Here is a 24,368-nt window from a genome sequence, read left to right on the forward strand (position 1 = left end):
TGTAAGCCATTTCACGCAGATAATCTGGGCCGATACGCGCAAGGTCGGCTGCGGACTGGCACGCGGGGAAAGGCGGGACATCCTTGTCTGCCGCTACAGCAATCCCGGAAACGTCTTCGGTCGCCGCGCATTGCGGACGGCATTTTGACGTTGTGAGGCCTGCCGAAGACAGCATCCATCCTAACACGGAATGCGATTGCTTGGCATGACAAGATCGATCCGAAACGGTCTAAACGCCGGACCTAAACGACTAAGATGGAATATTCGCGACAGTCTCTGGCAATTCCCCGAGCGCCGGGTTAACACCTTGTTGACGGGAAAATAGCATAGCTATCGGGGAAGGAGAGATCCCATGGTTGGGAGAGGTCTGAAGCACAGTAACGGCATCGAGGCGGATACCGATGGGCCGATTGCGCCGCTAACGCAGGCGGAAAGTTTTGTCGCCGGGGGCGCGGTGGGACAATTGCACCAGCGCCTTCAACAGGAACTGGGTATGGATTGGGATGACCCCATCGTCTATGCTCCGCGCAACGAACCCATCGCCCACAAGGTCGAGCGCCGCTTTTCCACCGCTGTCGGGATCGCTGCACTGGGCGCAGGCTATGTCGCGGCGGCCAAGCTGATCTTCTGACACCAGCTGGCAACGGGCCTCGCGTGCCCCACACTTCCGGATTGCATGTCCTGTAATGGAACTTTGACATCGCCAGCAACTTGCCAGTGAGATAGGTTGCGGTAAGGGCGGATCTGGTCCTTCGCAGATCTGGGCGATTGGGGGCATACGCTTTGGAAACGGTATATGACTGGGTCACGGTCCTCATCTTTGCAGGGCTGATCACGCTTTTTCTCCAACGCTCCTCGATGGATGATCCGCCGGACACGATCTGGCATTACATGCCGCCGGCAATCGGTTGTGCGGTTGCCAATTACCTCGGTAACGAGGGGATGACCGTGTTCGCGGTTGCAATGATCGTGGCCGTGATCGGGTATATTTTCGTGGTGCTCAAGCCGCTACGCAAAGCCTAGGGCGGGTCGCTGCCCAAGGTATTCGGCGATATGTTTACGGTATATCTCGCCCCCTTTCGAATTGGCCGTTAATCGCCATGCTGTATGCGTCAGCGGCACCCCAGCCGGCGAACGATGAACGGATATCTGATGAGTGACAGCGATAAGCCCGGGTTTTTCTCCCGCCTGCTGGGCCGAACCAATACCGACCGGGACGGGGGCGATCCGACCGCCGGAAACCCGCAGGCCGATGCGCGCGCCATGTCCGCCGCTTCGATCGCCGCGCGCGAGGTGCGGATGCGGGGGCAGGCAAACCCCGCTCCTGACAAGCTTCCCCAATTCAGCCGCGCTGCCAGCCGCGATCCCGGGTCGGCCCGGCAGGCAAGCAGACTTAACCGGTTACGCGAAGCCTTCACGCCTTCTCACCCGATTGCGCAGGCCCAGCGCTTCGCCGGCCGGCGGGGGCTTCTCGAGCAGCTAATTCACCTGATTGAAGATCAGCAGCTCCATGTCGTCCTTTATGGCGACCGGGGGATCGGCAAGACTTCTTTGTTGCGCATCGTTTCCAACCTCGCGCGCGATGCGGAATACCATGTTTCATACGCCTCGTGCGGTTCGGATACGTCGTTTGACAGCTTGTTCCGCCAGTTCGCGCGAGAAATCCCGCTGCTGTTTCACAAGGACTATGCGCCGACCCATCCGGAGGTCGAAGCCGGGGGAACGCTTGCTACCCTCATCGGGGACAAGCCGCTCACGGTGGCGGACGTCACTGCCGTCCTTGAAAAAGTGCAGGGCACCCGCATTCTCCTGATCATCGACGAATTCGATCGCGTTGCGTCGGCCCGGATGCGCGAACAGATCGCCGAAGTGATCAAGAATCTGTCGGACCGGGGAAGCTCGATCCAGTTTCTGATCGCCGGAGTGGCGTCCAATCTCACCGCCCTCGTGGCGCATATTCCGTCCATACGCCGCAATCTGATCGGCGTGCCCGTGGCTCCGCTGGACCGCCGCGAAACCGCGCAAGTGATCGAGGCGGGTTCACGTCAGAGCGGCCTTCCCTTCGCTCCCGAAGCGGTTTCGGACATCACCGATCTGTCGCGGGGCTTGCCGTACCTGGCGCAGCTTCTCGGCCTGCACGCCAGCTTCCATGCTGCGCGGCGTGGCGGGGAGGCTGTGAATCGTGAAGACGTGGTTGCCGCCGCCGCACAGGCCGAGGAGGAGATCGGTTTGCGGCTGTCCGACAGGATCTTGCGCGCGATCGATTCGGCGGCGGAGCGAAGCGGCTGGCCCGCTTTGCGTTCAATCGCCGAGCGCGGGATGATTGGCCATGGCAGACTATTGGCCAATGATGTTGCGGGGCTCGATCCGACCTCGAAAGACGCGCTGCTAGAAGCGGAATCCGATGCTGAAGGCGAAAGCTGGCATTTCCGGGAGGAAGCCGCGATCCCCTTCGTCTGGTTGCGAGCGAGCCGTGCCGGACAGCGCTAAGGAGCTTGAGGCGGACCAGGCCGGGCGGCGGCCTGAAGGGCGGGCCGTTGCCGCAGGCTCCCCCGACGTCAGCGTCATCATTCCTCACTACGAGGACCTCGCCCACCTCGACCAATGCCTCGACGCGCTTGAGCGGCAGGAAGGTGTGGAGGACCTCGCAATCGAAATCATCGTGGCGGATAACAACTCGCCATGCGGTCGGGTAAGCGTCGAGAAGGTCGTCGCAGGGCGCGCTCGCGTGATCGTGGCGGTCGAAAAAGGTGCCGGCCCGGCCCGCAATGCGGGGGTCGCCGAATCGAACGGCCGGATCCTCGCCTTTACCGACAGCGATTGCGTGCCCTCCCCGGGGTGGCTTATCAGTGGCGTCCGGGCGCTGGAGCGATACGATATCGTCGGCGGCAAGGTCGTCACGTCGGTTTCGCGTTCCGAGGGAATGAATGGAGTCGAGGCCTTCGAGCGGGTCTTTGCCTTCGACAACGAAAGCTACATCCGCGAAAAAGGCTTCACGGGTTCGGGAAATCTGTTCTGCCTCCGAACGACGTTCGCCGCGGTCGGCCCATTCAAGACGGTCGTTTCGGAAGATCGGGAATGGTCGATACGAGGAACCGGCAAGGGTTTCTCGCTCGGGTATGAACCCGCCGCAATGGTCGAGCATCCGGCACGCGAGACGTGGGCGCAATTGATAGCCAAATGGCGGCGGATCAACCGCGAGACCTACGCCTTCGAAAAGCAGCACGGAATGTCCGATCTGAAATGGATCGCGCGAACCTGGCTGCTGCCCGCGTCTATTCTGCCGCATTCGATAAAAGCGTTGCGATCCGGTGGCCTGTCGACAGGGGGTGATCGTCTCCGGGCCATTGCCACCCTCGCACGACAAAGAATCTGGCGCTTTGTCGATGCACACCGGCTGATGTTCGAGCGAGTCGACTGAACTGCCAAACTGTCCCGTTATGGTTCAGAAGTGAGAACAACGGGATACCTGTCTTTTGTGCGGAACGTAATGCGTTGCCAAAAGGTTATCTTTCCGTTAATACCGCCTCATCGGTGTGAAGCGTTTGTCAGTTCGTCGCCAGTCCTGTGCTGGCTTAATTCCCAGCCGGGAAGATAGGATACCATATGAAGAAAATTGCTCTTGCATTGGCTGGAAGTGCCGCTTTCGCCATCGCTGCGCCTGCCAGCGCCGCGACCATCGTGCTCGAGGCCGAACCCGACAGCAGCACGCTGACGGGCGAGTTCACCGGCACTGTCCGCAGTTCGGGTCCGTTCACGCGTGAATTCACGTTCGTGCTTCCGGAAGCCGGAACGACCGCCGCGTCGATCACCACGGCTGCGGTGAACATGGCCAGCAATATCGACTTCACGTCGGTTACGCTTAACGGCCAGACCTTCACCCTGTCGCCGAACGGCCAGTTCGAATTCGGCAGCATCCTGCTCGACACGATGACGGGCGTTCAGACGCTTATCGTCAACGGCATCGCGACCGCGTCCCCGGGCACCAACGCCGCGTTCAGCGGTGTTGTCACCTTCTCGCCGGACATGGGTGGCGCCATTCCCGAGCCGGGCATGTGGGCTTTGATGATCCTGGGCTTCGGCTTCATCGGCGGTGCGCTTCGTTCGCGTCGCAACTCTTCGGTGAAGACGAATTTCAACTTCGCCTAAGAGTTCATCCTAGGTTTTTAGGAAGGGGAGGCTTCGGCCTCCCCTTTTTTTTGTTCGTTCACTGGTGGCGGTCGGCCGCCTGTGGCAGTCCTGCTTGTACGCCGGGAGCCAGATTGACCGGTGGGCTTGGACTGCAGGGAGAAGCGCATGTCGAACGGACCGTTGAGCGGACTTCGCGTGGTCGAATTTCAAGGGATCGGCCCCGGCCCGCATGTCGCGATGCTGCTGGCCGACATGGGGGCGGAGATCGTCCGGATCGAACGTCCGGGTTATCAGGTCATGAATCCCGTCGTCGAACGAGGCCGGCACCGGATCTCGCTCGACCTCAAGTCGGCGGACGGGAAGACCGTTTGTCTCGAGGCGATCGCGGGTGCCGATGTCCTTATCGAAGGCTATCGTCCTGGCGTAATGGAGCGTCTGGGCCTCGGACCACAGGAAGCTCTCGCCGCGAACCCGCAGCTTGTCTACGCCCGGATGACCGGGTGGGGCCAGGACGGCCCCCTGGCGCAGGCCGCAGGGCACGATCTGAATTACATCGCCATTACCGGTGCGCTCGACGCCATCGGCCGCAAGGGCGAACTGCCGGTCCCGCCGCAGAACCTCGTCGGGGATTTCGGGGGCGGATCGCTTTACTGTGCGTTGGGTATCCTGGCGGCGCTGTATGAACGTCAGACGAGCGGCAAAGGTCAGGTCGTGGATGCGGCGATCGTCGATGGCGTGACCAGCCTAATGAGCTTCTTCTTCGGCCAGCCGCGGGGTGCCAGCCGGACGGTCGAACGGGGGCGCGGATTGCTGGGCGGGGCGGCCCATTTCTATCGCTGCTACCGCTGCAAGGATGGCAAGGAAATCACCGTCGGCGCCATCGAACCGCAATTCTATGCCGAATTGCTCGAGCGTGCGGATGCCCCGGCCAGCCTGCGCGAGGCGCAGCTCGATCCTGCCCGGTGGGACGAACATGCGGAACAGATGGCAGAACTCTTCGCCACCAAGACTCAGGCGGAATGGTGTGCGCTTCTCGAAGGAACCGACGCCTGTTTCGCCCCCGTCGTTCCGCTCGACGAAGCGCGCGATCATCCGCACCTCAAGGCGCGGCAGGCGTTCATCGAGCACGGCGGCACCTGGCATACTGCCCCCGCACCCCGTTTCAATCGAACGCCCGGTGGCATCCGCGATAGCGCGCAGGACGGCGAGGCTGTGATCGCACGATGGGGCGCTGAACCTGCGTCCCGAGCTGGCCAAGCGGAGGGCCGCGACTGATGGCGGGACGGTTCTTCGACGAGTGGATCGTCGGCGACAAGCTGACTCATGACATTAGACGGACGGTAACCGAAACCGACAACCTCCTGTTCACTACCATGACGCACAACCCGCAGCCGCTTCACCTCGATATCGAGGCGGCCAGGGCCAGCGAATTTGGCCAGATCCTCGTCAACGGTACTTTCACCTTTGCCCTGATGGTGGGGCTTACAGTGGGCGATACGACGCTCGGCACGCTCATAGCCAACCTCGGCTATGACCGGCTGGTGATGCCCCGCCCGGTATTCATCGGCGATACGCTGCACGCGACCAGCGAAGTCGTGGGCCTGCGGGACAGCGGCTCAAGGCCCGAAGCGGGAATTGCGACTTTCCTTCATGAGGCCATCAACCAGCGGGGCGAAGTGGTCTGTCGGTGCGAAAGATCGGCCTTGCTGCGCCGCCAGACATAGGATTCCGGTGCTGGCCGGCCAAGCCTGCACGATTTAGCGCGGCGGGGCGCTGCTAAACTTGTCATTCACCCCTTTGCGCTTACATTTGCCGGGTACGAAAGGACCTTCCGCAAATGCGCGATCAGAACTCTGGCCAGCCTAACGATCCCGAAGGCGGGGGTTCCAATCCCTGGATCAAGAGCCTCCTCATCTGGGGCGGCGTCTTCATGGGTCTCTTGATGCTGGTTTCCGTCTTCGGCGGTTCGACCCAGGCGACTGGCACGCAGATCCTCTATTCCGACTTTAAGGCGAAGGTTGCGCAAGGGACGATCGAATCGGTGGAGATTGCGCCCAACCGGATCACCGGGGTTACGAAGAGCGAAGAGGCCTTCAATACCATTCCTGTCGCGAATGATCCGGATTTGACCTCGCTTCTCGAAGAGAACGGGGTCCAGTATTCCGGTGTCGAGCCGGATAGCGGCAACATCCTGCTGTATGCGCTGATCAATATCCTGCCCTTCGTGCTGATTCTCGGTATTGCTTTCTTTGCGCTGCGCCAGGTCCAGAAGGGCGGCGGGGCCGGCGGGGCGATGGGCTTTGGCAAGTCCAAGGCCAAGATGCTTACCGAAAAGCAGGGCCGGGTAACCTTCGACGATGTGGCCGGGATCGACGAAGCGCGCGAGGAACTGCAGGAGGTGGTCGAGTTCCTGAAGGACCCGCAGCGGTTCTCCAAGCTCGGCGGACAGATTCCCAAGGGCGCCTTGCTGGTCGGCTCGCCAGGCACGGGCAAGACCCTGCTCGCGCGCGCGATCGCCGGCGAGGCCGGGGTGCCGTTTTTCACCATCTCGGGCTCGGATTTCGTCGAGATGTTTGTTGGCGTCGGCGCCAGCCGGGTGCGCGACATGTTCGAGCAGGCCAAGAAGAACGCCCCCTGCATCGTCTTCATTGACGAGATCGACGCGGTCGGGCGTTCGCGCGGGCACGGTCTTGGGAATTCCAACGACGAACGCGAGCAGACGCTCAACCAGCTGCTGGTCGAGATGGACGGGTTCGAGGCGAACGAAGGCATCATCATCGTTGCTGCGACCAACCGCCCCGACGTGCTCGATCCCGCGCTTCTTCGCCCGGGCCGGTTCGATCGTCAGGTGGTCGTACCCATTCCCGATATCGACGGGCGCGAGAAGATCCTCGCAGTGCACATGAAGAAGGTGCCGCTCGCTCCCGATGTAAACAGCCGGACGATTGCCCGTGGCACTCCGGGTTTTTCGGGCGCGGACCTTGCCAACCTCGTCAACGAGGCTGCCTTGTTGGCGGCGCGGCGCAACAAGCGCCTGGTCGCGATGCAGGAATTCGAGGACGCCAAGGACAAGGTCATGATGGGCGCGGAACGCCGCTCGATGGTGATGACCGACGATGAGAAGAAGATGACGGCCTATCACGAAGCCGGTCATGCCCTCGTCTCGCTCAACGAGCCGGCGTCCGACCCGATCCACAAGGCGACGATCATTCCCCGCGGCCGCGCGCTCGGCATGGTGATGCGCCTGCCCGAACGCGACAGCTATTCGTACCATCGCGACAAGATGCATGCGAACCTCGCGGTGGCGATGGGCGGGCGCGTGGCGGAAGAGATTATCTTCGGCCATGACAAGGTCTCGAGCGGCGCCTCTGGCGATATCCAGTATGCGACCGATCTTGCCCGCAACATGGTCACCAAGTGGGGCATGAGCGACAAGCTCGGACCGCTTCAATACGAGCAGAGCCAGGAAGGCTATCTCGGGATGAGCGGGACGCAGCGGACCATGGCCGGTGCCGAAACCAACAAGCTGATCGATGCCGAAATCAAGCAGTTGGTAGAAAGCGGCCTCGACCGAGCGCGAACCGTTCTAAGCGAGCAGGAGGACAAACTGCACCTGATCGCTCAGGCCTTGCTCGAATATGAGACGCTGACCGGGCAGGAAATCGATCAACTCATCAAGGATGGGCGGATCGACCGCACCGATACCCGGCGGGACGACGTCAAGGTGCGCCCCGTGACCGGAAGCGCGGTCCCCAAGGCGGGCCGCAAGTTCGGCGGCAGCGGCGAAAGCGCCCCGCAGGGCGCGTGACCCGCAGGCTATTACGATGGAGGGCGCTCCGGCTGCGGGGCGCCCTGTTTCGTTGGTCAGTAGCTGCCCACCAGGACGAGCAGGTATGCGAACAGGGCCAGAGTGACGGTGATGAAGGTCATCAAGGCTGCCAGCCGCCACAATGCGCTGAAACGCGACAGGGCGTAGGCTTCGCGCAACTGCCGGTAGATGTGCAGCGGCGGAATGGCGAGGAATAGCGCAAGCAGGATGCCGTCCGGCATGCCCGCCTTGATCGCCAGCGACAACGCGGTGAAATACAGCGACATGAACGCGAGTGAATAGGTCACGAAGACCGCGTGATCGTAGGTGCCGAACCGCCGCTTCCAGAAGAACAGCAGCCACATGAACGGCAACGAGAGAGGGATCAGAAGCCAGCTGAACTTGTAGCTGTTCGATTGTAATTTATACAGCATCAGCCCCGGATTGTTGCGCCACTTTTCCAAGGCATGTTCTGACAGACCGCCGCTAAATTCGGTTCCGTTGGAGGCCGTATTATCGGTGTTGACGGAGATATCGACATTGTCCCGTAGTTCGTCGAGCTCGGCAAGATCTGCCAGTGCTTCGTCTCGGGCCCGGCGTGCCGCGCGGTACGCCGCGCTGTCTGGTGGCGCGGCGGCCAATGCGGTTTCCGCCTGCGCCACCTCCGCCTGCGCGGCGGCGCGCGCGCGATCGAGGCCGCCGTCCAGCGTCGGCTCGCTCGGTGGGGTTATGCCCAACGCCTGAAACACGGCGAACATCAGGAATATCGAGAACAGGAACAACCCCATGGGCGACACGAAACGCCTGCGCTCTCCGTCGATATAGCGACGCGTCAGGCGACCGGGACGCACAACCAGTTCGGGCAGGGTGCGCCAGGTCTTGCCCTCGAGATGGAGGGCGCCGTGAAGCAGATCATGCAGGAAGGCGCCGACGGTGCGATGGAGGTGGGCCTCCTGCCCGCATTCATGGCAATACGATCCCAGCAACGGCGTCTCGCAATTGAGGCACGCGATTTCACGGAAATGTCCGCGATCGGATCCCGCCCGGGCCCGCAGATCGTCGTCGGTTGCGGTCTGCGCGCTGTCATTGACCGTGCGTCGCTGCGGCATCGGCATCTCCCCCATGGCCGCCTTAGCGTTCTCGCCTTATCCGGGCCACGGCAAATGCAGCAAGGGGCCGCCCTGCGATGCAGAACGACCCCTTCGAATCTAAGCAACGGTATCGGTCAGCCGTCGTAATCGCCGCCGATCGAAGTCGAGCGGGCCGGGGCCGCGGCAGTCAGGCGCAGGGCTTCGGCCGACTGGCTGAGCGATCCGACCTCGTCAGCCTCGTCCTCGTCGTCGGGCAGGATCTTCTGCAGGTTCAGCACCGCCGCTTCCTGCAGATCGTTCGGCTTGATCGTCTGTTCGGCGATCTCGCGCAGGGCCACAACGGGGTTCTTGTCGCGATCGCGATCGATCGTCAGTTCCGCGCCACCCGAAATCTCGCGCGCGCGCTGCGCGGCAAGCAGTACGAGATCGAACCGGTTGGGGATCTTGTCGACGCAATCTTCAACGGTAACGCGCGCCATCTGGCACTCCAGCTTTCAGCAGATCGGGGAAAGCGCGTTCGATAGGCTTGCAGGCGCATTCCGTCAAGGATTTGCGCCCGGGGGGCATACAGGTAAGGATGGGCGAATGGGAGACGAAAGCAGCGCAGGCGGGGCCGGTTTCCAGAGCCCGCCGCCCTTCAGCCTATCCGCAGCCGGGCAAGAGCTTGCTTTCTATCCGGGAGGAGCGGACCGGCGCGAGGCCTTGTTCGCGCTGGTCGACGATGCGCGTGATCAGCTCGACGTGTGCTTCTACATCTTCGACGAGGACGAGATCGGCACCCAGTTTCGCGATGCCCTGTGCCGGGCGGCGCAGCGTGGGGTCGATGTCACGCTCATCATCGACCGGTTCGGAGCGGCGGCGAGCGACGAGTTCCTGCGCCCGTTGGTCGAAAGCGGTGGCCGATACATGTGCTTCAGCCGCCGCTGGACCCGGCGCTATCTCATCCGCAACCACCAGAAGATCGTCATTGCCGACCGGGAACGGGCGATGATCGGCGGCTTCAACATCGCCGACGATTACTTTGCCGATGCGGCTGACGAGGGCTGGAACGATCTGGCGATCGGGATCGAGGGCAGCGCGCTCGAAGGTTTGAACGAATGGTTCGCCCTGCTGCGGTCGTGGACCGAGAAGGAGCGTACACCCTATCGCGTCATCCGCAGGGCAGTGCGTACCCGCGAATGGGGCGACGATAAGGTCCGGTGGCTTATCGGCGGGCCGACCCCGTCGTTATCCCCGTGGGCGCGCGATATCAGCACCGCGCTGGCGCAGGGTCAGCGCCTCGATCTCATCATGGCCTATTTCTCCCCGCCCCGCACTTTGTGCCGGCGCATCGGGCGAATCGCCCGCAAGGGGCAGACAAGGCTTCTGATGGCGGCAAAGTCAGATAACGGGGCGACAATCGGCGCGACGAGGGCGCTGTATTCGGGGCTTCTCGAAAGCGGGGCGTGCATCTGGGAATTCACGCCGACCAAATTGCACACCAAGCTGATCGTGCTCGACGATACCGTGTATCTCGGCAGCGCCAATTTCGACATGCGCAGCCTCTACATCAATCTGGAACTGGTGCTGAAGATCACTGATCCAGCGCTGGCGGAAAGAATGCGCGAATTCGTCAGCGAGCATCTGGCGGTATCCGAACGGATCACCCCGGAACTGCACCGGCAGCGGGCGACCCTGTTCAACCGGGTCCGCTGGTGGGCGGGCTGGGTACTGGTTTCGGTGATCGACTATACGATCACCCGCAAGCTCAACCTCGGTATCTGACGCGCACGCCTTATTCGTAGTCCGAATAATCGCGCATCTCGGGCGAGGTGAACTTGGTGATCTCGCTCTGGAAGAGGAGCGGGACATTGCCAGTCGACCCATGACGTTGCTTGGCCACGATCAGGGTCGCGCGATTGACCAGTTCCAGGTGCCGCGCTTCCCAGTCTGCATATTTGCGCCGGGTCTCTTCGCTGCTGGTTTCGTCCGGCGTGTCGGGCTTGATCGCGTTGTGGTAGTATTCGGCGCGGAAAATGAACCACACCATGTCGGCGTCCTGCTCGATCGACCCTGATTCGCGCAGGTCCGCCAATTGCGGGCGCTTGTCCTCACGCTGTTCGACCGCGCGGCTCAGCTGCGACAACGCGATGACGGGCACGTTGAGTTCCTTCGCCAGCGTCTTCAGCCCACGCGAGATCTCGGAAATCTCGTTCACGCGGTTGTCGTTCGCGCGGCCGGAACCTTGCAGCAATTGCAGGTAGTCGACGATGATGAGGCCGATGTCGTACCGCCGTTTGAGACGGCGGGCCCGGGTCCGCAATGCGCCGATGGTCAGGGCCGGGGTATCGTCGATATACAGCGGCAGTTCGTTCAGTTCCTGGCTGGCGAAGCTCAGGCGCTGAAATTCCTCGCGGCTCAATTTGCCCGAACGCAGCTTCTCGCTCGAGATCTCGGCCCGCTCGGCAAGGATGCGGGTGGCCAACTGGTCGGCGCTCATCTCGAGGCTGAAGAACGCGGTCGCCGCGCCGGGCGAATCGCCCGGTGCGATGCCCAGCTTGATGTCATCCATCAGCCTGCTGGCGGCATTGAAGGCGATGTTGGTGGCAAGCGAGGTCTTGCCCATCGCCGGTCGTCCGGCAAGGATCACCAGATCGGAATTGTGCAGCCCGCTGGTCTTGTCGTTGATCGTGTCCAGCCCTGTGGTCTTGCCGGAAAACCGTCCGCCCGAATTGATTGCCGCCTCGACCAGTTTCAGCGCGCCCAGCGCCGCAGTGCGGAAATCCTGCGCTTCGCTCCCCCCCGTTGCGCCTTCGGCGACGCGGTAGAGATCGGCTTCGGCCTGGGTGATCTTGTCCATCGGCGCGACGTCTTCGGATGTATCCAGCGCACCCTCGACCAGATTGCGGCCGACATGGACCAGTTCGCGCAACAGGGCGAGATCGTAGATCTGTTCGGCCAGTTTACCGCTCGCCAACAGGCCCTGCCCGTTGGCGGTCAGCTGCGCGAGATAGGTCACCCCGCCCAATTGCTTCAGCGCCTCGTCGCTGTCGAAATAAGGCTTCAAGGTCACCGGCGTGGCGACCGAATTACGGTCCATCAGCTTCAGGACGCGTTCGTAGATGCGCTGATGGACCGGCTCGTAGAAATGCTCTGGCCGGAGCGGGGTTTGCAGCTCCTCGATCACTTTGTTGTCGATCAGGACCGCGCCCAGGAACAGGGCTTCGGCCTCGATATTGCTCGGCAGGGTCTGGCCCTGTTCGGCAAGAGCAGTCGAATCGCCGAAGCGCGCGAGAAGGTCGGTGGCGGCCATTTCGCCGCGATGCCCGTTCGGGGGGCCGGGTGGCAAGGGCGGTGTGACCCCGGCACCATGTGGATAGCGGGGATGGTTTCGCGCTTGCCCCGCAGCCATGTGCTTGCGAAAGCACCGGGCCGCCCATGACCGAATCCCCGCCCGCCCCCGAGGACCATCGCATCGCCCGGATCGATCTCGATCAGGAGACGATCATCTGGCGCAGCGCGGACATCGAACAGGAACGCCGGATCGCGATCTTCGACCTCATCGAGGACAACACCTTCCGTCCGATCCGGGCCGCGGCACGCGGGGCACAGGGCCCCTATCATCTGCGGCTGGCGGTCTATGAGGGGCGCCTCCATCTGACTGTTGCGGACGAAGGCGGGGCCGTGCTCGAAGAGTTGCTGCTCGGCCTTGCGCGCTTCCGCCGCCCGATCCGCGAATATTTCGCGATTTGCGACAGTTATTATCAGGCGATCAGGAAAGCGACGCCGGCCGAAATCGAGACGATCGACATGGCCCGGCGCGGCATCCACAATCGCGCGGCGGAACTTCTGCTCGAACGGTTCGATGGCAAGATCGAAACCGACTTCGCCACTGCAAGACGGCTGTTCACCCTGATCTGCGTCCTTCATATCAAGGGTTGAGGGGGCAGGGATGGCAGCGGCAGGATCACGGCACGGAAGCGGGCGTTGCAAGCGGCGCAGTTCGCGGAAGGGCGGGCTGCGGCGGGGGGTCGTCGGTGCATTCGTCCTGCTCGCGGCGGCCGGCGCCTTCTACCTGTGGAACGAGGCGCGCAGCTGGCGCCCGGACGAGGCCCTGTGGCCCGATCAGGGGGCGGTGGTGGGGGCCGGCGACGGAACGGTCGATTTCGCCACCCTCAAGGGGCTCGGCGCAAGTTTCGTCTATATCGAGGCCAGCCGAGGGGCGAGCGGCAAGGACCCGATGTTCTCGCGCAACCTTGCCGCCGCGCGCGAAGCCGGTCTTATGGTGGGCGCGGTCCACGCCTTCGACCCGTGCCGCCGGGCGGACGAGCAATCGGCCAATTTCCTTACCATGGTCCCGCGCGAGGCCGATCTGCTGCCCCCGGCAATCAGCATGACGGGGGACGCAGCCCATTGCCCGCGGCGGGTGCGGGATGCAGCCGTGCAGAGCGAATTGATCACGCTGGTCAACCAGATCGAGATCCATACCGGATCGCCGGTGGTGCTGGCACCTGACGCCGTGTTCGAGGCGCGGTATGGAGTGACCGGCCGGATCGAGCGGGCCTTGTGGCTCGATCGGGACTGGCTGGAACCCGATTACGGCGCCCGCCCATGGCGCATGTGGACCGCCAACGGCGCCTTCGACACCGCTGCAGGCGATGCCCCGCTGCGCTGGCTGGTCGTCCGCCCGTGACTGGCCGAGGAGCTGACATGATGATCGACGATGACGAACTGATCGCCGCCGCGCGCGCTGCGGCACGAACTTCCTATTCGCCCTATTCGGGTTTCGCGGTTGGCGCCGCACTCGGCTTTGCCGATGGCGGGATCGTGACCGGTACCAACATCGAGAACGCCAGTTATGGCCTGGCGCTGTGCGCGGAAACCGTGGCCGTGGCCCGTGCCATGGCCGAGGGTCGCCGCGGTGGTTTGCTGGCGGTCGCGGTGACCGGGCCCGGGGAGGCGCCGCTGACGCCGTGCGGGCGATGCCGGCAGGTGCTCAACGAACTTGCCCAGCTCGGCGAAACCGATCCGCAGATCCTGTGTGTCGGCCCCGACGAGGTGGTGCGATTGCCCCTGTCCGCACTCCTACCCCATGCCTTCGGCCCGGCTGCGATGACTTAGCGCCGGGTTGGCTCGGGTAGCGGCGCCGGCTTCAGCGCTGTGCCGCGTCCCGGGTCTCGATCCATTCGAACAGCGCTGCAAGGCAATCGCGCGCCAGCATCATGCTGCGCTCCGGGCTCCAGCCCTGTTCCGGCTCGGGATCGGCAGGATTGTCCTTGAACGGCATCTCCAGCGTCATCGCCACCGCACCGAAGCGTTCGGCAAGCTGATTGGTGCTCATGGTGAGGTTCGCCTGCCCCGGGGCGGATTTGGCATAGCCCTGCTCGGTCTGGAAGTCGGGGCTGCGCCGGTCGAGAATGCGTTGATAGCGATAGAAATCCTCGCCCTGCTCGTCCCGCCAGCCGGGGATCCCCTCGAAGCCCGCGAGGAAGGCGACCGGGATCGCCTCGTCACCGTGAACGTCCATTGCGAAATCGACCCCGGTTGCATCCATGCGGTTGCGGATCGCCAGCACCTCGGGGGACTTTTCCCCGCTCGGTTCGGCCCATTCGCGGTTGAGATTGGTGCCGACGGCATTGGTCCGCAGATGCCCGCGCCGCGAACCATCGGGATTGCAGTTGGGCACAATGTGAAAGCGACAATGTTGAAGCAGCCGCCGGCCCACGCTGTCGGCCGTGTCGGTCAGCACGTCGAGCGCGCCTTCCATCCACCACTGCGCCATGGTCTCGCCCGGATGCTGCCGTGCATAGAGCCAGACCTTGATCTCGCCTTGCCCGAGTTCGAGGCAGTCGATCGGCTGCCCGTCAAGCGTGGTGCCGAGGCGCACATGATCGACCCCTTCGAGGCTTGCCGCCTCGGCGATCAGGTCGTGATGCCGTTCCATCGAATAGGGCGCGAAGTAGGCGAACCATGCGAGGTCGCCGGCAGGAACATAACGGATGGTGAGCGTGCCGTTGTCCTCGTTCTCGTCGAACGAGGAGGACGCGCGGCCCCAGTATTCGCGATCTTCCGAAACACAGGCGTCGTATTGCGGCCACCCCCCGGGGTAGGCACTGGTGTTGAGGTTGCCGATCTTGAGCTCGAGTTCACGCCCCGCCGCGCCGGATACCCGGAAATGGAACCACTGGGCAAAATCGCTTTGATTGTCCTTGCGCAGCGCAAGCCGGGCGCGCGTACCTTCGATCGCATGAACCTCGATGTTGCCGCTGTCGAACTCCGCATCGATCAGGATGTCGCTCACTTACGGAACCTCTACTTCGATTGTTTCGCCATTGTTGCCGGGAAAGTTCTGGAACAGCGCGGCGGCGACCGTCTGGGCGTTGCCGGGGCCAGTGGCAAGCGGCGAGTTGTCGCTCGCCCGGAAGTCCGCGCGGCCTTCCCATAGCGACTGCCCGCTTGCCGCATCGCGAATCATTACCGACAGGCGTGTGCCGATAAGGTCGCGCTGTCCGCCGCCCAGATTGATGCCGAGACCCAGCCCCACGCCCGAGCCATAGCTTCCGGTACTGCCGCCGACGCCGACGCTGACGGGCGAACGGCGACCGTCGCGACCCTGGCTGTAGCGTTCGAGGCTGACCACGGCGATCTGCCGGGCATCGGCGCGCGCGGCGCTACGATAACCGAGCCGCTCGAGTTCTGCTGCCACCGCAGTCGTATAGGGCGACAGGGCCAGCGATCCGGCATCCGCGCCCATTCCCTCGACGAAGATCGTTCCGCTGCCCAGCCGTTGCCCGCTGTCGGGTGCGACGAAGCGCGTGACCTCGACCGGGCCGGCATAGGGCGTGGCGCAGGAGGCAAGGGCGAGGGCGGGAAGAACAACGAGGGGGAGCACAAGTCGGCGGGTCATCGGGCGATCCTTCCAAAGACGCGGGGGGGCAGCATGAGATGCAGTACGTCAAACGCACGGCTCCGTGATCTGCTCCCCCTAAAGCTGCGAAGGATTCGATGCGCAGCCGATTGCTCCTGCAATTCCCTGTGCTAGGCCCGCGCACATGAGTTCACACCAGAAAGTGCCGGTCCTCGTCACCGGCGGGGCGGGTTATATCGGCAGCCATGCCGTCCTTGCCCTCAAGGACGCCGGCTGGGATGTCGCGGTGATCGACAACCTGTCGACGGGGTTCGCCTTCGCCGTCCCGGACAGTGTTCCCCTCTACGAAGGAGACATTGGCGATACTGCTTTGCTGGCGCGGATCTTCGCGGAACGCGGCACGGCGGCGATCCTGCATTTCGCCGGATCGATCGTGGTCCCGGAATCGGTCGAGAGGCCGCTCGATTATTATCACAACAACACCGCCAAGAGTCGGACCCTGATCGAGGCGGCGCTGGCGGGCGGGGTGCGGCACATCATCTTCAGTTCCACGGCGGCGACCTATGGCGCGGCGCAGGTTTCGCCGATCGGCGAGGATACGCCGACCGTGCCGATCAATCCCTACGGCTGGTCCAAGCTGATGACCGAGCAGATGCTGGCCGATGCCGCAGCGGCGCATCCCTTCAATTACGGCGTGCTGCGCTATTTCAATGTTGCCGGCGCCGATCCCGGGGCCCGCAGCGGCCAGTCGACCGCGGGGGCGACTCATCTGATCAAGGTCGCCTGTGAAGCGGCCACGGGCAAGCGCGCCGGCGTCAGTGTTTTCGGCACCGATTTTGCCACCCCCGACGGGACCGGCGTGCGTGACTACATCCATGTCAGCGATCTGGCATCGGCCCATGTTCTCGCGCTCGAGGCGCTGATCGCCGAGCCCGGCGTGTCGTTCACGATGAATTGTGGATACGGCCGCGGGTTTTCGGTGCTGGAGGTGCTCGATGCGGTCGACCGGGTGACCGGGCAAACGATCGCGCGCAGCTTCGAACCGCGCCGCGCCGGCGACCCGCCGGAACTGGTTTCCGATCCCTCGCGCCTGCGTCAGGCCTTGCCGTGGCAACCGCGGCACGACGATCTTGACCGGATCATCGCGGATGCCCTGCAATGGGAAAAGCGGCTGAGCGAAATCCGCCCGGCCCATTGACGCATGGGCGACCCGCCGTTAACGGGCGCGCTTGATCTGGAAGGGGGCGAATCCTGCACCCTTCCCGCAACCCATCACGAGAGAACCATGAAAGTCCGCAACAGCCTCAAGTCGCTGAAGAACCGCCATCGCGATTGCCGCGTCATCCGTCGCCGCGGGCGGACCTACGTGATCAACAAGACCAACCGCCGCTTCAAGGCCCGCCAGGGCTGATCGCGGTGCCGGGCGGCGATGCCCGGTCGGTTGAAGGCAGCAGGCCCGGCTCTCGTGACGAGCGCGGGCCTTTTGCCGTTGTTTCGCCAAATACCGCGATTGCCGAAGCAGACCGCGTCGATGCCGTCGTATTCGATGTGGGGCGGGTGCTCTATCAATGGGATCTCGCCCACCTGCTCCGCAAGGTAGAACCGGACGAGGCGCAGCTGGCGAAGGTGCTTTCGTCGGTGATCACCGAGGACTGGCATTTCCAGCATGACCGCGGACGCCCGCTGGCCGGAATGGTGGCCGAACGGATCGCGGAATATCCCGAGTTCGAGGCGCATCTCCAGGCCTATGCGACCCGCTTCAACGAGACGATCCCCGCGCCCATGCCGGGGTCCATCGAACTCGTCGAGCAGCTTCATCGTGCCGGGGTGCCGTTGTTCGCGATCACCAATTTCGGGGCCGAGTTCTGGGCCGGGTTTCGTCCTACCGCGTCGGTTTTCGACCTGTTCCGCCAGATCGTCGTCTCTGGTGAGGAACTGGTAGCCAAGCCCGATCCAGCGATCTTCGTGCTGGCAGCGGACCGTTTCGGATTTCCGCCGGGGCGCATGCTCTTCGTAGACGACAACGACGACAATATCGCCGCGGCGCATAGGCTGGGCTGGCAGGTTCACAGGTTCCGTGATGCGGCATCGCTTGCAGACGATTTCTCGGCCCGTGGGCTGATCTAGGGCGTCGACGCCGCAGGCTTGGCCTTTGACGGGGCAGGGGCTAAGGATTCCGATGGATCAGGAGCGGGAAGAGCGATGGCAAGACTGCGTGAAAACCTGCGGGAACTGATCGATTGCGGCTTGCCCACCGCGCTCGAGGTGATGGGTGAGCGGTGGTCCTTCATGATCCTGCGCGCCAGTTACAACGGGCTGCTGCATTTCGAGGAATTCCTCACCGAACTGGGCATTGCGCGCAATATCCTCTCCAACCGGCTGGCACGACTGGTCTCGCACGGCATCCTGCGCCGCGAACCATGCGCGGACGACCGGCGCAAGATCGAGTATCGGCTTACTGGAAAAGGGCTCGACCTGCTGCCTGCGCTGGTGGCGCTGCGCCAATGGGGGCAGAAGTACGGGGAAGAAGTGGTCGAAAACCCGGTGCTGGTCGATGCGCGCGATCGGCAGCCGATCGGGCCGGTGGCGATCCTGTCGCACGATGGCCGGGTCCTTGCGGCCGAAGAGCTAGACCTGATCGCGCCCGAGGAGATCGGCCTGCGCGAGGATGGCAGCAGGTCGGATCGCTCGGCGCAGTTCGGCGGCGTGTCTGGCTGCGGGCAGGTGGCCCGCCCGCCGGCCTCGCAGGCGGCTGCCTGAGCCCGCCCCCTCAACTTACGCCCGACGGGCGCTATATCATCGTGCGCGAGCGGCTCTGGCGGGCGGCGAACCCGAACCTTGCCGCCGATGTCCGTGACGGTCTGGTGCGGGAACTGATGGACGCGCGCCGCGCAGTCGGTGCCGCGCTGCGAGCAGGAGACGCGCTGGCCGAACGATCCGCGCGCCAGCGAGTGCATGCCGCGAAAGTCTCGCTGGGCGAGCGCGGACCGGTCTGGTGGGATGATGGCGCACCCGATTACAACCGCCGGATGCTTCGCAACACGCCCTATGCCGATGACGCGAAACCAGCGGCGGATCGTTAAAACCCTCTAAATATCTTTCTGCGAGAACGATGATCATCGAAGGCATCTTGGCGGGCTGCGCGCATCCGTGATCGAAATCGAAATTCAGAACGAAACGCACCAGAGCCAGTTTCGCATCAAGGCACTTGCCGTGCCGCGAATCGGCGAAGGGCTGCGCCTGCAAGAGCCGGATGGTGCCTGGGCGAGCTATGATGTGCTTGACGTGTGGTATCAGCAAGCGGACTTCGGCGCGGTGTGGGTGCCCTACCTTCACGTACGCCTGACCCCCGGCGGCGATGGCGAAACACTTGCTCCGGCGATGAAGGCTTCGGTTCCGCACCAGGCGATGCCGATCGAGGAATTCCTCGCCCGCTTCGAAGGGGCGAAGGAGCATGAACCGGTCAAGCTTACCCTCGACATGAGCGAGGAATAATCACCGTCGCAGGCGTTTAAGGCCAACGATCACGACGGCCGCAGGTGATCATCACCGCGGTGGAATGACCAGCCTCACACCGTCAAGAAGCCGCATCTCTCTTCCGTCGCAATCACGCCCGCGGGGCTTGTCGTCGATAGCTTAACGCCTCGGCGATGTGAATGCGGCCAACTCGCTCGGCTCCGGCCAGGTCAGCGATGGTTCGCGCCACACGGAGCAGCCGCGTGTAGCTGCGGGCCGACAATCTCATCGCGTCGGCGGCCTGCATCAGCAGCGCGCGTCCGCCTTCGTCCGGTCCGGCGTAAGTCTCGAGCGCGTCACCGTCGAGTTCGGCATTGGTGCGCGCGCCGCTTGATTCGCGGCGCTGGGCCTGCACATCGCGCGCATTGGCGACCCTTGCGCGGACTGCCGCACTGCCTTCCGCCGGCGGAGGAAGGGCAAGGTCGGCGGCGCTGACCGGTTCGACTTCGACATGCAGGTCGATCCGGTCGAGTAGCGGACCCGAGACCTTGCTTTGATAGTCGGCCGCGCATTTGGGTGCCCTGCTGCAGGCGAGGGCCGGATCGCCCAGATGGCCGCAGCGACAGGGATTCATTGCCGCGACGAGCTGGACGCATTTTGTAACGCACGTAGACAAAAAGATAACATCCACACCACTATGGTGCTCCTATGTCTAAGAGCGCAATTATCTATGCCCGATTCTCAAGCGCAGAGCAAAGCAAGGGTTACTCGTTAGAACGGCAGCGGACGTACGGCATTCAATTCGCCACTCATAATGGATGGTTAGTCGAGAAGACAATCATCGACGAGGGGCGCAGCGCCTTCCACGGAACCAACCGGCTTGAAGGCTCCGCCTTTCATGAGTTCGAGTTAGAGGCCCGCAATGGCCTGCACCGCGGCAAAGTGCTGCTTGTCGAAAACGTGGACCGGCTCAGCCGTCAGGGCGCGAAGGCGGCAGCGCAGCTTATTTGGTCGTTAAATGAGCAGGGCGTGGACGTTGCGACGTGGCAGGACGGGTACGTTTATCAAACGGGCAACAACGGCGACCTCATGGAGTTATTCTCCGTCATCATCAAAGCTCAGATGGCGTTCGAGGAAAGCGACAAGAAGAGTAAGCGCACAAGTGCATCCTGGAAGAAGCGCTTCGAGCAGATTTCAGACGGCACCTACAGGGGGCCGATGCCAAACAAACCGAAATGGATCGACTATGCCGACGAGGGGTATGTCCTCAACCCAGAGCGCACCGAAGTCCTCAACCTGATCTTTGACCTCTACATCGACGGCATGGGCATCCACCGCATTGTCACTATACTGCACGAGCGGAAGGTTGCGAGTTGGACACCGGATGGGCAACGGCGCGGAAACAACGGGTGGTTCTACAGCTACATCTATCGCCTGCTGACTAAGCGCGCCGTGCTTGGCGAATACGTGACCAGCGATGGGAAGATCCTTGCGACCAACTTTTACCCCCAGGCGATCACAGCGGACAAGTGGAACCGGGCACAGGCTGCGCTGTCGTTGCGAAAGGGCAACCAGAGCAATGTAAAGGTGTTCGGAAACCGCAACCTGCTTAGTCAAATGGTCTTCTGCGAAAAATGCGGCGGTGGCGCTCACTTCGGACACACCACTAATTCGGTGCAGAAGTACACCAAGGTCAGCGGTGAGATTGTACACTACCGGCGCAAAACCTACCGCAAGCTCCGGTGCGATAGGGCACGGAGAAACCACACCTGCGATAACGATACGATCCTAAACTACGATGTGGTTGAAAGAACCATCCTCGATGAGATGCTCCCACAGTTGGTGCGTAAGCCAGATGCGAACGACGAGGTAACCAAGTTGCGCGAACAAATCGCGGAATTAGTCCGTTTGAAGGACGCGGAACAGGCCAAGCTCAACAACTTGCTCGACGCGCTCGCGGAGGGCGGCCCCAAGGCAATTGTTCAGCGTGTGGCTTCGGTCGAGGAAAAATTGGAGCGGTTTACCGGCGAGATTGCAGCGGTGCAAAAAGTTCTTGCTGAAGAGACGGCTAAACCTCGCGGCGACGACGATATTGCGCTGGTCGAAACATTGAGGGCCGATTTGACAAGCGAGAATGACGACGTTCGCATCTATGCCCGGGGGCGGACGAACATGAGCTTGCGAAGGCTCATCAAGCGCATCATGATAACCGAGGTCGGCGGATTTCGGGTGGAGCCTGACGACAATGCTTGGTTTGAATTCGACGAGGAAGGCGCACTGCTCGAAGGCGTGCAGCTCATTGATCCGTCAGCGGATAAGAAGTCTGATCCACCGCCCCTCGATTTTTAACCCGATGATTGCCCTGAGATCGTCAACACGGGCCAGATCAGCCATTCCAGTAACGCAGTCGTCTCTAAACGCCATTTGCCCTGGCAGAGCGTGTTTGGCCAACTTCTTTCTTGGTGATCGCTGTGGCGAATAATCATGGTGAAGGTGGACGAATGTTCGTCCACCTCCAAGTTCTCCGTTAGTTTGGCTTCTTCGCTGTGGACTTGAAATTGGCCCTGCGAGCATCGCGCGCGGCGGTAAGCTGCGCGTCCAACTCTCCAGCGTCGATGGCGTCGATGATTGAGCCGATGACAGCCGGGATTTCTGCCAGTCCCTCGACTTCGACAGCATTCTTGCCCTTCGAAAGCTCGACCGGTCGGTTCCCGTAGCGGAGTTGGAAGAACATCTTACCATCAGCATCGGTGAACCAGCCTTTACGCACACGTCGAGGCGCCTCGACGCGGATTCTCTCGCCAGCCTCGTTCTTGCGCGTCACTATGCGTGTTGCACTAAACTCGGTTCCTGTCATCTCCGCCTTCGCCAAGGCTTTCTGCTCGTTGAGATAGCCGAGCATCTTATCGCGGAAGCTGAATTCAGATGGGCCTTGACTGGCCGGAGTGGCGGCTGCGAGTTTGAGGGTTTTTAGGATGGTCATCACGCATTCTCCTTGTCGATTGCTAACAAGGCATCGGTAATGCCGCGTATACAGAGAGCGACCAAAGATCTGCTCGGGATGCAAGTGCGCGGAAGCAAAAGCTGCTAGAAGTGGGGAATATGACCGCTATCGTCCACTGCGATAGAACTTCACACATCCTTGGAGCCGCACGTCGGGTCGCAGCGGAAGCTCGAGCCGACCAACCAAAACTTCAAAAAATTCCGGATCGAGTTCGAGTTTATCTAGCGGGATACCTGCGTCTCCGCATTCGGCAATTACCAGTTGAACGAGGTCCGCAGCTTCTTGAAGCGACTGTCCTCTAAACGTTATGGGGAGGGGATTTGGTCCTTGGTCCGATCCGAGCACTGCGGCGATACCAAGAGCGGTCTCTTTTGCGCTTACCATCAGGTTCTCCCCGCAGCCTGGTACTTGCCACTGGTCCAGCAGTATGGAACATCTGGTCGTAAGGGGGAAATTATTGCCGATACCAGATTACCAGACACTCATGCTGCCTGTTCTTCGGCTAGCTGCCGAAGGTGAGTGGCGTGTGCCAAAGGCTGCGGAGCAGATCGCGGATGAGTTTGGGCTCAGTGATGAGGAGCGGGAAGAAGTCCTCCCAAGCGGGCGCCAGAGGGTTCTGCATAATCGCATCCACTGGGCTAAGTTCTACATGAGCAAAGCAGGGCTGATAGAAAGCCCGAAACGCGGAGTATTCCGCGCTACCGCCGAGGGCAAATCTGTATTGGCGAACAATCCCACCAATATCGATAATGATACGCTCAAGGCATATCCGGCCTTCGTCGAGTTTCAGGAAGCCAGTGCAAGCGGACAGGCGAAAGAAGGAATACCTGAAGCTCAACCCACGACCGTTTCCTCGGCGACACCTGAAGAGCAAATCGATGCCGCTCAAGCTGTATTGCATTCCGCTCTAAGCACAGACCTACTCCAACGCATTCTCGACAATTCGCCCATATTTTTCGAACATCTGATCGTCGATTTGCTGGTTGCTATGGGCTACGGCGGGACACACGAGAACGCTGCGCTTAAGCTGGGTAAGAGCGGTGACAACGGAGTGGATGGTGTGATTGACGAGGACCGGCTTGGTCTGGATCGCATCTATGTGCAAGCCAAGCGGTATGCAGAGACCAATTCAGTACAGCGGCCTGAGGTGCAGGGCTTCGTCGGCAGCTTGGTGGGATTTGGGGCGAACAAAGGTGTGTTCGTCACCACCTCGACCTTCAGTTCGGGCGCCCGGCAGTATGCGGAGCAAATTCCTCAGCGGATTATCTTAATTGACGGCGCGCGGTTGACCGACCTGATGATTGAGCATGATGTAGGGGTGAGGATCAGTCGCGCGATCAAGATCAAGCGGATCGATGAGGATTTCTTTGGCGACGGGATTTAGAAGCCGAACCTTCTGTTGTCACGCATCAGGTGCGGTAAATAGCTGAACTCGAACTATTCCGGAGATTAGCATGCCAGCACTTCCCTTTTGTCGCCCTCGCAAACTCACCGACGCAGAAATCGCGCAGCATTTAAAGAGCTTTTTGTCGGCTCTTCGCGTCATGAACACTAAATCCAAAAAATAATTCCTCCGCCAGAACCACAGATCCAGGCATTTCGCCTTGAAAAGGAATCGGCAATTTCGATTTCATCGAATCATTTGAGGCCCAACGCAGGGCGTTGGTCCTTTCGCCTTGCTGCCCAATCACGCTTCGCGCTCCTCGGCAGCGGCGGCGAGATGCTAAGCTCCTACCCGGCGGCGAAGCATCGACTTGCAGCAGGTAGCTGGATCACACTTTACCCCCCCTCCACGCCGAACGATGCAGTCCGACGTGGATGGGGGAACGGTGTGTCTTGCAGCTAGGTAAGCATTGAACACATTTGATACGCCCGGTCCGTTCGGACCTGCCGGTTACATGGTAGCACGTTTAAGGGCGATTCCCGCTGAGCAACGGTTGCGGGATGACCACCTATCAAACAGCAGGTCCCACAGAGGTTGGTTTTAGAAGATTTTACCAACAATCATTTCACGAGCCAAACCAAAGCGAC

At 61.9% G+C, this 24,368-nt stretch carries 27 protein-coding genes and 1 pseudogene; 21 read left to right on the forward strand and 7 right to left on the reverse strand.

The features are described 5' to 3' along the window. Positions 1-19 precede the first annotated feature (19 nt). The 9 genes from ACHFFA_RS11195 to ftsH all read left to right on the forward strand — a co-directional run bounded on the left by ACHFFA_RS11195 (position 20) and on the right by ftsH (position 7,939). The gene (locus tag ACHFFA_RS11195) at positions 20-148 is read left to right on the forward strand and encodes a hypothetical protein (RefSeq protein WP_394270947.1); all 129 of its coding nucleotides are present in this window, start codon (positions 20-22) and stop codon (positions 146-148) included. 204 nt (positions 149-352) lie between these two features. Beyond that, the gene (locus ACHFFA_RS11200; protein WP_394270917.1) at positions 353-631 is read left to right on the forward strand and encodes a hypothetical protein; all 279 of its coding nucleotides are present in this window, start codon (positions 353-355) and stop codon (positions 629-631) included. Between the two features lie 152 nt (positions 632-783). Next, a complete protein-coding gene (locus ACHFFA_RS11205) occupies positions 784-1,023 on the forward strand; it encodes an XrtV sorting system accessory protein (RefSeq protein ID WP_394270918.1) in 240 nt (79 codons plus the stop codon). Positions 1,024-1,299: 276 nt separating this feature from the next. Then, positions 1,300-2,490 carry an AAA family ATPase gene (locus ACHFFA_RS11210; RefSeq protein WP_394270948.1) on the forward strand — a complete coding sequence of 397 codons (1,191 nt, stop codon included), beginning with the start codon at positions 1,300-1,302 and terminating at the stop codon, positions 2,488-2,490. Continuing rightward, a complete protein-coding gene (locus ACHFFA_RS11215) occupies positions 2,474-3,421 on the forward strand; it encodes a glycosyltransferase family 2 protein (protein ID WP_394270919.1) in 948 nt (315 codons plus the stop codon). The genes ACHFFA_RS11210 and ACHFFA_RS11215 overlap by 17 nt, the downstream gene beginning before the upstream one ends. A 185-nt stretch (positions 3,422-3,606) precedes the next feature. Continuing rightward, entirely contained in the window at positions 3,607-4,149 is a 543-nt protein-coding gene (locus tag ACHFFA_RS11220) for an FxDxF family PEP-CTERM protein (protein WP_394270920.1), read from the forward strand. A gap of 147 nt (positions 4,150-4,296) precedes the next feature. Further along, a complete protein-coding gene (locus ACHFFA_RS11225) occupies positions 4,297-5,406 on the forward strand; it encodes a CaiB/BaiF CoA transferase family protein (protein ID WP_394270921.1) in 1,110 nt (369 codons plus the stop codon). Beyond that, on the forward strand, positions 5,406-5,855 hold the full coding sequence (locus ACHFFA_RS11230; protein WP_394270922.1) for a MaoC family dehydratase: 450 nt from the start codon (positions 5,406-5,408) through the stop codon (positions 5,853-5,855). Before ACHFFA_RS11225 ends, ACHFFA_RS11230 begins: the two co-directional genes overlap by 1 nt. 113 nt (positions 5,856-5,968) lie before the next feature. After that, positions 5,969-7,939 carry an ATP-dependent zinc metalloprotease FtsH gene (gene ftsH / locus ACHFFA_RS11235; protein ID WP_394270923.1) on the forward strand — a complete coding sequence of 657 codons (1,971 nt, stop codon included), beginning with the start codon at positions 5,969-5,971 and terminating at the stop codon, positions 7,937-7,939. Between the two features lie 56 nt (positions 7,940-7,995). Here the strand turns inward: ftsH and ACHFFA_RS11240 are convergent, their stop codons facing one another. Together ACHFFA_RS11240 and rpoZ are read right to left on the reverse strand one after the other, a co-directional pair. Further along, positions 7,996-9,048, reverse strand: coding sequence for a DUF3667 domain-containing protein (locus ACHFFA_RS11240; RefSeq protein ID WP_394270924.1), 1,053 nt, complete (start codon positions 9,046-9,048; stop codon positions 7,996-7,998). A 116-nt stretch (positions 9,049-9,164) separates the two neighbouring features. Next, a complete protein-coding gene (rpoZ, locus tag ACHFFA_RS11245; RefSeq protein ID WP_394270925.1) occupies positions 9,165-9,509 on the reverse strand; it encodes a DNA-directed RNA polymerase subunit omega in 345 nt (114 codons plus the stop codon). Positions 9,510-9,615: 106 nt separating this feature from the next. Between rpoZ and ACHFFA_RS11250 the strand changes: the two genes are divergently transcribed. Beyond that, on the forward strand, positions 9,616-10,794 hold the full coding sequence (locus ACHFFA_RS11250; RefSeq protein WP_394270926.1) for a phosphatidylserine/phosphatidylglycerophosphate/cardiolipin synthase family protein: 1,179 nt from the start codon (positions 9,616-9,618) through the stop codon (positions 10,792-10,794). A gap of 10 nt (positions 10,795-10,804) precedes the next feature. Here ACHFFA_RS11250 and ACHFFA_RS11255 read toward each other — a convergent pair whose 3' ends face one another. Next, positions 10,805-12,322 carry a replicative DNA helicase gene (locus tag ACHFFA_RS11255; RefSeq protein ID WP_394270927.1) on the reverse strand — a complete coding sequence of 506 codons (1,518 nt, stop codon included), beginning with the start codon at positions 12,320-12,322 and terminating at the stop codon, positions 10,805-10,807. A gap of 125 nt (positions 12,323-12,447) precedes the next feature. On the opposite strand from ACHFFA_RS11255, the gene ACHFFA_RS11260 reads away from it, so the two are divergent. The 3 genes from ACHFFA_RS11260 to ACHFFA_RS11270 are packed head-to-tail and all read left to right on the forward strand — an operon-like array spanning position 12,448 to position 14,130. Continuing rightward, complete coding sequence (locus ACHFFA_RS11260) at positions 12,448-12,951, forward strand: UPF0262 family protein (RefSeq protein ID WP_394270928.1); 504 nt, start codon at positions 12,448-12,450, stop codon at positions 12,949-12,951. A gap of 10 nt (positions 12,952-12,961) precedes the next feature. Continuing rightward, complete coding sequence (locus ACHFFA_RS11265) at positions 12,962-13,702, forward strand: glycoside hydrolase family 25 protein (protein ID WP_394270929.1); 741 nt, start codon at positions 12,962-12,964, stop codon at positions 13,700-13,702. 20 nt (positions 13,703-13,722) lie between these two features. Then, the gene (locus ACHFFA_RS11270) at positions 13,723-14,130 is read left to right on the forward strand and encodes a cytidine deaminase (RefSeq protein ID WP_394270949.1); all 408 of its coding nucleotides are present in this window, start codon (positions 13,723-13,725) and stop codon (positions 14,128-14,130) included. A 31-nt stretch (positions 14,131-14,161) separates the two neighbouring features. Here ACHFFA_RS11270 and ACHFFA_RS11275 read toward each other — a convergent pair whose 3' ends face one another. Together ACHFFA_RS11275 and ACHFFA_RS11280 are read right to left on the reverse strand one after the other, a co-directional pair. After that, positions 14,162-15,310, reverse strand: coding sequence for a M14-type cytosolic carboxypeptidase (locus tag ACHFFA_RS11275; RefSeq protein ID WP_394270930.1), 1,149 nt, complete (start codon positions 15,308-15,310; stop codon positions 14,162-14,164). Continuing rightward, entirely contained in the window at positions 15,311-15,916 is a 606-nt protein-coding gene (locus ACHFFA_RS11280) for a hypothetical protein (RefSeq protein ID WP_394270931.1), read from the reverse strand. Positions 15,917-16,061: 145 nt separating this feature from the next. Between ACHFFA_RS11280 and galE the strand changes: the two genes are divergently transcribed. The 6 genes from galE (at position 16,062) to ACHFFA_RS11310 (ending at position 19,372) form a co-directional block, all read left to right on the forward strand. Then, positions 16,062-17,075, forward strand: coding sequence for a UDP-glucose 4-epimerase GalE (galE, locus tag ACHFFA_RS11285; protein WP_394270932.1), 1,014 nt, complete (start codon positions 16,062-16,064; stop codon positions 17,073-17,075). Positions 17,076-17,162: 87 nt separating this feature from the next. Continuing rightward, a complete protein-coding gene (ykgO, locus tag ACHFFA_RS11290) occupies positions 17,163-17,288 on the forward strand; it encodes a type B 50S ribosomal protein L36 (protein ID WP_011415100.1) in 126 nt (41 codons plus the stop codon). Between the two features lie 5 nt (positions 17,289-17,293). Further along, positions 17,294-18,004 carry an HAD family hydrolase gene (locus ACHFFA_RS11295; RefSeq protein WP_394270933.1) on the forward strand — a complete coding sequence of 237 codons (711 nt, stop codon included), beginning with the start codon at positions 17,294-17,296 and terminating at the stop codon, positions 18,002-18,004. Between the two features lie 75 nt (positions 18,005-18,079). Next, complete coding sequence (locus ACHFFA_RS11300; RefSeq protein ID WP_394270934.1) at positions 18,080-18,637, forward strand: winged helix-turn-helix transcriptional regulator; 558 nt, start codon at positions 18,080-18,082, stop codon at positions 18,635-18,637. A 41-nt stretch (positions 18,638-18,678) separates the two neighbouring features. Further along, a complete protein-coding gene (locus ACHFFA_RS11305) occupies positions 18,679-18,960 on the forward strand; it encodes a hypothetical protein (protein ID WP_394270935.1) in 282 nt (93 codons plus the stop codon). Positions 18,961-19,027: 67 nt separating this feature from the next. Beyond that, entirely contained in the window at positions 19,028-19,372 is a 345-nt protein-coding gene (locus ACHFFA_RS11310) for a hypothetical protein (protein WP_394270936.1), read from the forward strand. Positions 19,373-19,484: 112 nt separating this feature from the next. Here the strand turns inward: ACHFFA_RS11310 and ACHFFA_RS11315 are convergent. Continuing rightward, a pseudogene (locus ACHFFA_RS11315) lies at positions 19,485-19,985 on the reverse strand (ATP-binding protein); the annotation flags it as partial. A 56-nt stretch (positions 19,986-20,041) separates the two neighbouring features. On the opposite strand from ACHFFA_RS11315, the gene ACHFFA_RS11320 reads away from it, so the two are divergent. Next, positions 20,042-21,682: a recombinase family protein gene (locus ACHFFA_RS11320; protein WP_394270937.1), complete on the forward strand. Its 1,641-nt coding sequence runs from the start codon at positions 20,042-20,044 to the stop codon at positions 21,680-21,682. A 178-nt stretch (positions 21,683-21,860) separates the two neighbouring features. On the opposite strand, the gene ACHFFA_RS11325 is transcribed toward ACHFFA_RS11320, so the two are convergent. Next, positions 21,861-22,316 carry a DUF6641 family protein gene (locus ACHFFA_RS11325; RefSeq protein WP_394270938.1) on the reverse strand — a complete coding sequence of 152 codons (456 nt, stop codon included), beginning with the start codon at positions 22,314-22,316 and terminating at the stop codon, positions 21,861-21,863. Positions 22,317-22,764: 448 nt separating this feature from the next. Here ACHFFA_RS11325 and ACHFFA_RS11330 point away from each other — a divergent pair, with 448 nt between their 5' ends. Beyond that, complete coding sequence (locus ACHFFA_RS11330) at positions 22,765-23,721, forward strand: restriction endonuclease (RefSeq protein WP_394270939.1); 957 nt, start codon at positions 22,765-22,767, stop codon at positions 23,719-23,721. Positions 23,722-24,368: the final 647 nt, after the last annotated feature.

Source organism: Qipengyuania sp., from assembly GCF_043423005.1.
Lineage (GTDB): Bacteria > Pseudomonadota > Alphaproteobacteria > Sphingomonadales > Sphingomonadaceae > Qipengyuania.

Coding starts and splice junctions, on each gene's coding strand:
- ftsH (WP_394270923.1), top strand. CDS start 5,969: ATGCGCGATCAGAACTCTGGCCAGCCTAACGATCCCGAAGGCGGGGGT.
- rpoZ (WP_394270925.1), bottom strand. CDS start 9,509: ATGGCGCGCGTTACCGTTGAAGATTGCGTCGACAAGATCCCCAACCGG.
- ACHFFA_RS11270 (WP_394270949.1), top strand. CDS start 13,723: ATGATCGACGATGACGAACTGATCGCCGCCGCGCGCGCTGCGGCACGA.
- ACHFFA_RS11240 (WP_394270924.1), bottom strand. CDS start 9,048: ATGCCGCAGCGACGCACGGTCAATGACAGCGCGCAGACCGCAACCGAC.
- ACHFFA_RS11230 (WP_394270922.1), top strand. CDS start 5,406: ATGGCGGGACGGTTCTTCGACGAGTGGATCGTCGGCGACAAGCTGACT.
- ACHFFA_RS11225 (WP_394270921.1), top strand. CDS start 4,297: ATGTCGAACGGACCGTTGAGCGGACTTCGCGTGGTCGAATTTCAAGGG.
- ACHFFA_RS11255 (WP_394270927.1), bottom strand. CDS start 12,322: ATGGCCGCCACCGACCTTCTCGCGCGCTTCGGCGATTCGACTGCTCTT.
- ACHFFA_RS11320 (WP_394270937.1), top strand. CDS start 20,042: ATGTCTAAGAGCGCAATTATCTATGCCCGATTCTCAAGCGCAGAGCAA.
- galE (WP_394270932.1), top strand. CDS start 16,062: ATGAGTTCACACCAGAAAGTGCCGGTCCTCGTCACCGGCGGGGCGGGT.
- ACHFFA_RS11325 (WP_394270938.1), bottom strand. CDS start 22,316: ATGACCATCCTAAAAACCCTCAAACTCGCAGCCGCCACTCCGGCCAGT.
- ACHFFA_RS11265 (WP_394270929.1), top strand. CDS start 12,962: ATGGCAGCGGCAGGATCACGGCACGGAAGCGGGCGTTGCAAGCGGCGC.
- ACHFFA_RS11200 (WP_394270917.1), top strand. CDS start 353: ATGGTTGGGAGAGGTCTGAAGCACAGTAACGGCATCGAGGCGGATACC.
- ACHFFA_RS11210 (WP_394270948.1), top strand. CDS start 1,300: ATGCGGGGGCAGGCAAACCCCGCTCCTGACAAGCTTCCCCAATTCAGC.
- ACHFFA_RS11220 (WP_394270920.1), top strand. CDS start 3,607: ATGAAGAAAATTGCTCTTGCATTGGCTGGAAGTGCCGCTTTCGCCATC.
- ACHFFA_RS11300 (WP_394270934.1), top strand. CDS start 18,080: ATGGCAAGACTGCGTGAAAACCTGCGGGAACTGATCGATTGCGGCTTG.
- ACHFFA_RS11250 (WP_394270926.1), top strand. CDS start 9,616: ATGGGAGACGAAAGCAGCGCAGGCGGGGCCGGTTTCCAGAGCCCGCCG.
- ACHFFA_RS11330 (WP_394270939.1), top strand. CDS start 22,765: ATGGAACATCTGGTCGTAAGGGGGAAATTATTGCCGATACCAGATTAC.
- ACHFFA_RS11260 (WP_394270928.1), top strand. CDS start 12,448: ATGACCGAATCCCCGCCCGCCCCCGAGGACCATCGCATCGCCCGGATC.
- ykgO (WP_011415100.1), top strand. CDS start 17,163: ATGAAAGTCCGCAACAGCCTCAAGTCGCTGAAGAACCGCCATCGCGAT.
- ACHFFA_RS11280 (WP_394270931.1), bottom strand. CDS start 15,916: ATGACCCGCCGACTTGTGCTCCCCCTCGTTGTTCTTCCCGCCCTCGCC.